The organism is Stenotrophomonas sp. STEN054 (assembly GCF_056854535.1).
Genome location: NZ_JBXFWG010000101.1, coordinates 1 through 5,256, shown reverse-complemented (window position 1 = coordinate 5,256; position 5,256 = coordinate 1). Strand labels below are relative to the sequence as shown.

Genomic DNA, 5,256 nt, shown 5'->3' with positions numbered 1-5,256 from the left:
CCCCGCCCCGGGCAACCGCCGCCCCCCCGAGTTTCCGCGGCTGTGTTGTTGTTGTTGGGGGCGCGGGGGCCGCCGCCTAATTAACCCCGCGCCCGGCCGCATGGCGGCCCCCCCCGGGCCGGCCCCGCCGCTACCGCGACCTTCCCCTTGTAGCGCCGGACCATGCCCGGCGAGCGCTGCGCGCGGCCTGCATCCGAGGCAACGCGGGAAGGGAATTCGCCGGGCATGGCCCGGCGCTACCTTCGAAACAGGAAAGCCGCCTTTGGGCGGCTTTCTGCATTACAGGATGTAGCGGCTCAGGTCCGGGTCCTGCACCAGTTCGCCCAGGTGCGCATCGACGTAGGCGCTGTCGATGGCCAGGGTTTCACCGTCGCGGTCCGGCGCTTCGTAGCTCAGCGAATCCAGCAGGCGCTCCAGCACGGTGTGCAGGCGGCGCGCACCGATGTTTTCCTGGCGCTCGTTCACCTGGAAGGCGATCTCGGCCAGGCGATCGATGGCATCGGCGGTGAAGCTGACCTTGACGCCCTCGGTGGCCAGCAGCGCTTCGTACTGCTTGGACAGCGCGGCCTTCGGCTCGGTCAGGATGCGCACGAAGTCGTTCTTGCTCAGCGCGCCCAGTTCCACGCGGATCGGGAAACGACCCTGCAGTTCCGGGATCAGATCGCTGGGCTTGGCCAGATGGAATGCGCCCGAAGCAATGAACAGGATGTGGTCGGTCTTGATCGTGCCGTACTTGGTGGACACGTTGGAGCCCTCCACCAGCGGCAGCAGGTCGCGCTGCACGCCTTCGCGCGAAACGTCGCCACCACCCACGTTATCGCCGCGCTTGGCGACCTTGTCGATCTCGTCGATGAAGACGATACCGTGCTGTTCGCAGGCTTCGATGGCCGCGGTGCGGATGTCGTCCTCGTTGACCAGCTTGCCGGCCTCTTCTTCCACCAGCAGCGGGCGCGCGGCCTTGATGGTCAGCGTGCGCTTGTGCGCCTTGGCGCCGCCGCCGAGGTTGGCGAACATCGACTTCAGCTGCTGGCCCATTTCTTCCATGCCCGGCGGGGTCATGATGTCCATGCTGACGTTGGCAGCCAGGTCGAGTTCGATCTCGCGTTCGTCCAGCTCGCCGTTGCGCAGCATCTTGCGGAACTTGATGCGGGTCTCGTTGTCCTGCGCCGACGGCTCGTTGCGGGCCACTTCCGGATCGAAGCCGATGCCACCACTGCGGCGCGGCAGCAGCGCATCGAGGATGCGGTCTTCGGCGCGTTCTTCGGCCTGGGTACGCACGCGCACCTTGGCCTGTTCGCGATAGAGCTTGACCGCGGTGTCGGCCAGGTCGCGGATGATCTGCTCGACGTCCTTGCCGACGTAGCCGACTTCGGTGAAGCGGGTGGCTTCGACCTTCACGAACGGCGCGTTGGCCAGGGTGGCCAGGCGACGCGCGATCTCGGTCTTGCCGACGCCGGTCGGGCCGATCATCAGGATGTTCTTCGGCATCACTTCATTGCGCAGCTCAGGGACCAGCTGCATGCGGCGCCAGCGGTTGCGCAGGGCGATGGCCACCGCGCGCTTGGCGTCATGCTGGCCGACGATGTGCCGGTCCAGTTCCTGCACGATCTCGCGCGGGGTCATGGTGGCGGAGGAAACTTCGATCTTCGACATGGATGTGCTCACGAATTCGTTGTCGGTAGCGCCGGGCCCTGCCCGGCGGATCGGGGAGCGTTACAGCTCCTCGACCACCACGTTGCGGTTGGTGTAGATGCAGATGTCGCCGGCGATGCCGATCGCTTCACTGGCGATGGTCCGTGCATCCAGCTCGGTGTGCGCCATCAGCGCGCGGGCAGCCGACAGTGCGTAGGAACCACCGGAACCGATGGCGATGATGCCGTCCTCCGGCTCGATCACATCGCCGGTGCCGCTGATGATCAGCGAGGTTTCCTTGTCGGCCACGGCCAGCAGGGCTTCCAGCTTGCCCAGGCGGCGTTCGGTACGCCAATCCTTGGCCAGCTCGACGGCGGCGCGCTGCAGCTGGCCATGCTTTTCCAGCTTGGCCTCGAACAGCTCGAACAGGGTGAAGGCATCGGCGGCGGCACCGGCGAAGCCGGCCAGCACCTGGCCATCGCGGCCAAGGCGGCGCACCTTGCGCGCGTTGCCCTTCATCACCGTGTGGCCGAGGGTGACCTGGCCATCACCGGCAATGGCCACGTGATCGCCGCGGCGCACGCAGACGATGGTGGTGGCGTGGAAAACATTGGGATTCTGACTGGGGTCCATGGAGCCTCCGGGGTGACACACCCAGAGGTGGGGCCTGCACCGCGCCCTTCAAGCCGCCCGCCACAGCCGATGGCAGGGCCAGCGTTCAGCTTTCTTCGCCCGCCGCCGGCCCCGGTTTGCGCTTGGCGCGCGGATGCGCGGCGTCGTAGACCTTGGCCAGGTGCTGGAAATCCAGATGGGTGTAGATCTGCGTGGTGGCGATGTCGGCGTGGCCGAGCAGTTCCTGCACGCCGCGCAGGTCGCCGGAGGATTCGAGGATGTGGCTGGCGAAACTGTGCCGCAGCATATGCGGGTGCACGTGCTTGAACAGGCCCTGGCGCTGGGCCAGCTGGCGTATGCGGATCTGCACCGCACGCTGGCTGATCGGCCCGTTGCGGCCGGGGAACACCGGCGTCGCCGGGCCGCCGCCACTTTCCGCGCGCCAAGCCAACAGCGCTTCGCGTGCGGGCCGCCCGAACGGCACCCGGCGCTGGCGGTTGCCCTTGCCCAGCACGTTGACCAGGCCGCTGTCGAAATCCAGGTCGCGCCAGGTCAGCGCACACACTTCGCTCAGGCGCAGGCCCGAGGAATAGAACAGTTCCAGCAGCGCGCGATCGCGACGGCCGAGTTCACCTTCCGGTTCCAGTTCGACCAGCTGCACCGCTTCGTCGGCATCGAGCACCTGCGGCAGGCGCCGCGGCGCACGGGGCGCCTTCAGAGTCGCGGCCGGGCTCACCTCGATGCGCCCATGCTTGAGCAGCCAGGCATAGAAGCTGCGGCAGGCCGACAGGCGGCGCTGCAGGCTCTTGGCCGACAGCCCGCGACGATGCTCGTCAGCGACGAACTGGCGCAGCGTTTCAGCATCCAGTGCCTCCACTGCCACGCCGCGCGGTTCCACCCACACCGACAGCGCGTCCAGGTCACGGCGGTAGGCATCGAGCGTATGCGCCGACATCCGCCGCTCCACCTGCAGGTGCTGCAGGAAATGCTGTACCGCGCTCATCGTCGTGCGTCCCGGCTCAGCGCTCGAAGCGCTTCAGGCCGGCGACCAGGGCATCACCCATCATGCGCAGGAACAGCGTGCCCATGCCCGGGTAGAAGCGGTTGGCATCGTGGCTGCCGACGGCGATCAGTCCGATGCCCGGCAGCGGCAGCAGTGCGGTGGTCTGCACTTCGTCGCTGCGCGCGCCATACAGCACGGCGTTCTTTTCCGGCTGCAGGCGCCCACAGATCGGCTCGCCGTCCTTCAGGCAATCGCGGAAAGGGCCCAGCTGCGCATCATCAGCGGCGATCACCTGCAGCCACTCGGCCTGCTCCAGGCCAGCCACCGGCGTGTGAACCACCAGCCTCACCAGGTCGCCGGCGAAATCTTCCTGCAGCGAGGCTGCCATCGCACGCAGGGTGTCGGCGGCGTTGTCCTGCTTCATCATGGCCAAGGTCAGCTGGTGCGTGCGCACCGCCAACCGCTCGTTGACCTGGGCAGTTGCGCCCAGGTCTGCCAACCGTCGCGCCAGCTCGCGGTTCTTCTCGCGCAGCACTTCCAGCTGGTAGCTGGCCAGCGACGCGGTGGGGCCGTCATCGCGTGGCACCACCAGGGTCAGGGCCAGGTCCGGGAACTGCTTGAGGAAGCCGGGATGGCGCCGCAACCACGCAGCGACATCATGGCCCCCGAGCTTGTCGACGGTCTCACTCATGCGATCCACTCCCCTTCGAAGACGAATGCGGTCGGGCCGGCCATCACCACCGGCTGCCCTTCGCCCGGCCACTGGATGCGAAGTTCGCCACCGGGCAGGCTGATGCGTGCATCGGCCTGCAGGCGGCCGCGCTGCATCAGGGTGACGGCGGCGGCGCAGGCACCACTGCCGCAGGCCAGGGTTTCGCCGACGCCACGTTCGTACACGCGCAGGCGTGCATGGTCCGGGCCCATCACCTGGGCGAAGCCCACGTTGACCGACTGGGGGAACGAGGCATGCTGCTGCAGCAGTGCGCCGACGCGCTCGACCGGCGCGGCATCGATCAGGCCCACTTCGATGACCGCGTGCGGATTGCCCATCGACACCGCCGAGAAGCGCACGGTCTCGCCCTGCAGCGGCATCAGGTATTCATCGCGCGCATGGGCGAAGCCCACCAGCGGCACCTGCGACGGTTCGAACGCCGGCACGCCCATGGCCACCGAGAAGCGGCCATCGCCCAGCACCTGCACTTCGTGGCTGGCCAGCGGGCTGTCGATCACGAAGCGCTCGCCCTGGGCACTGCCCTCGCGCACCAGCCAGGCGGCGATGCAGCGCGCGCCGTTGCCGCACTGCTCGGAATTGGAACCGTCGGCGTTCCAGATCCGGTAGGACGCCACTGAGCCGTCCGCACGCGGGGCCTCGATGGTCAGGATCTGGTCGCAGCCTACGCCGGTGTGGCGGTCGGCCAGGCGCGCGGCCACTTCAGGGGTGGGCGGCGGCGTGCCGTCACGCAGGTCGATCACTACGAAATCGTTGCCCGCACCGTGCATCTTGCTGAAGCGCAGGGCGTTGGAGCCAGCCTTACTCATCCCCACCGTCCACCGGCTTGATCGGGTCCGGGGTGACCGAGGGGCTGCCGTCGCTGGTCGGCTGGGTCGCTGCGGGGGTGGCTTCCGGGCTGGTTTCGGGCGCGACGGCCGGTTCGACGGTCTCTTCCACCGGCACCGGCTTCTGCGGCAGTACCAGCGGGCCCTTGTTGCCACAGGCGGACAGGAACAGCAGCGAGGCCGCTGCCAGCGGAATCAGGATGGCGTTGCGATGGGGGATCTTCATGCGCCCGAGTATAGCCATTGGCGGCTGAGCGGTAGGTAGAGTCGACCGTTGGTCGACTATCGCGCGCAGCGCGGGGTTTTCGTCGGCGGCCGGGAGAGCAGTCGACCAACGGTCGACTCTACCCCCCCGGGGGGGGGGGGGGGGGGGGCGCGGGGCCCGGGCCCGGGGGCGGGGGCGGGGCGCGGGGGCGGGGGGGGGGGGGGGGGCGGGGGGCGGGGGGGCGCCG

Annotated in this window: 6 protein-coding genes; all 6 read right to left on the bottom strand. The window is 68.5% G+C overall.

Annotated features, from left to right (window positions below; translation table 11 throughout):
* Window positions 1–279: 279 nt before the first annotated feature.
* The 6 genes from hslU to lptM all read right to left on the bottom strand — a co-directional run bounded on the left by hslU (window position 280) and on the right by lptM (window position 5,030).
* Window positions 280–1,653: an ATP-dependent protease ATPase subunit HslU gene (gene hslU, locus AC1VXD_RS19725; RefSeq protein WP_482993464.1), complete on the bottom strand. Its 1,374-nt coding sequence runs from the start codon at window positions 1,651–1,653 to the stop codon at window positions 280–282.
* A 60-nt stretch (window positions 1,654–1,713) separates the two neighbouring features.
* The gene (hslV, locus tag AC1VXD_RS19720; RefSeq protein WP_079223431.1) at window positions 1,714–2,265 is read right to left on the bottom strand and encodes an ATP-dependent protease subunit HslV; all 552 of its coding nucleotides are present in this window, start codon (window positions 2,263–2,265) and stop codon (window positions 1,714–1,716) included.
* 85 nt (window positions 2,266–2,350) lie between these two features.
* The gene (gene xerC / locus AC1VXD_RS19715; RefSeq protein ID WP_482993463.1) at window positions 2,351–3,247 is read right to left on the bottom strand and encodes a tyrosine recombinase XerC; all 897 of its coding nucleotides are present in this window, start codon (window positions 3,245–3,247) and stop codon (window positions 2,351–2,353) included.
* Window positions 3,248–3,263: 16 nt separating this feature from the next.
* Window positions 3,264–3,938 (bottom strand): DUF484 family protein, encoded by a 675-nt coding sequence (locus AC1VXD_RS19710; protein ID WP_482993462.1) that lies wholly within the window; start codon window positions 3,936–3,938, stop codon window positions 3,264–3,266.
* The gene (gene dapF, locus AC1VXD_RS19705; RefSeq protein WP_313204516.1) at window positions 3,935–4,786 is read right to left on the bottom strand and encodes a diaminopimelate epimerase; all 852 of its coding nucleotides are present in this window, start codon (window positions 4,784–4,786) and stop codon (window positions 3,935–3,937) included. Before dapF ends, AC1VXD_RS19710 begins: the two co-directional genes overlap by 4 nt.
* Window positions 4,779–5,030 (bottom strand): LPS translocon maturation chaperone LptM, encoded by a 252-nt coding sequence (gene lptM, locus AC1VXD_RS19700; RefSeq protein ID WP_164075091.1) that lies wholly within the window; start codon window positions 5,028–5,030, stop codon window positions 4,779–4,781. The genes dapF and lptM overlap by 8 nt, the downstream gene beginning before the upstream one ends.
* Window positions 5,031–5,256: the final 226 nt, after the last annotated feature.

Coding starts and splice junctions, on each gene's coding strand:
- hslU (WP_482993464.1), bottom strand. CDS start 1,653: ATGTCGAAGATCGAAGTTTCCTCCGCCACCATGACCCCGCGCGAGATC.
- hslV (WP_079223431.1), bottom strand. CDS start 2,265: ATGGACCCCAGTCAGAATCCCAATGTTTTCCACGCCACCACCATCGTC.
- xerC (WP_482993463.1), bottom strand. CDS start 3,247: ATGAGCGCGGTACAGCATTTCCTGCAGCACCTGCAGGTGGAGCGGCGG.
- AC1VXD_RS19710 (WP_482993462.1), bottom strand. CDS start 3,938: ATGAGTGAGACCGTCGACAAGCTCGGGGGCCATGATGTCGCTGCGTGG.
- dapF (WP_313204516.1), bottom strand. CDS start 4,786: ATGAGTAAGGCTGGCTCCAACGCCCTGCGCTTCAGCAAGATGCACGGT.
- lptM (WP_164075091.1), bottom strand. CDS start 5,030: ATGAAGATCCCCCATCGCAACGCCATCCTGATTCCGCTGGCAGCGGCC.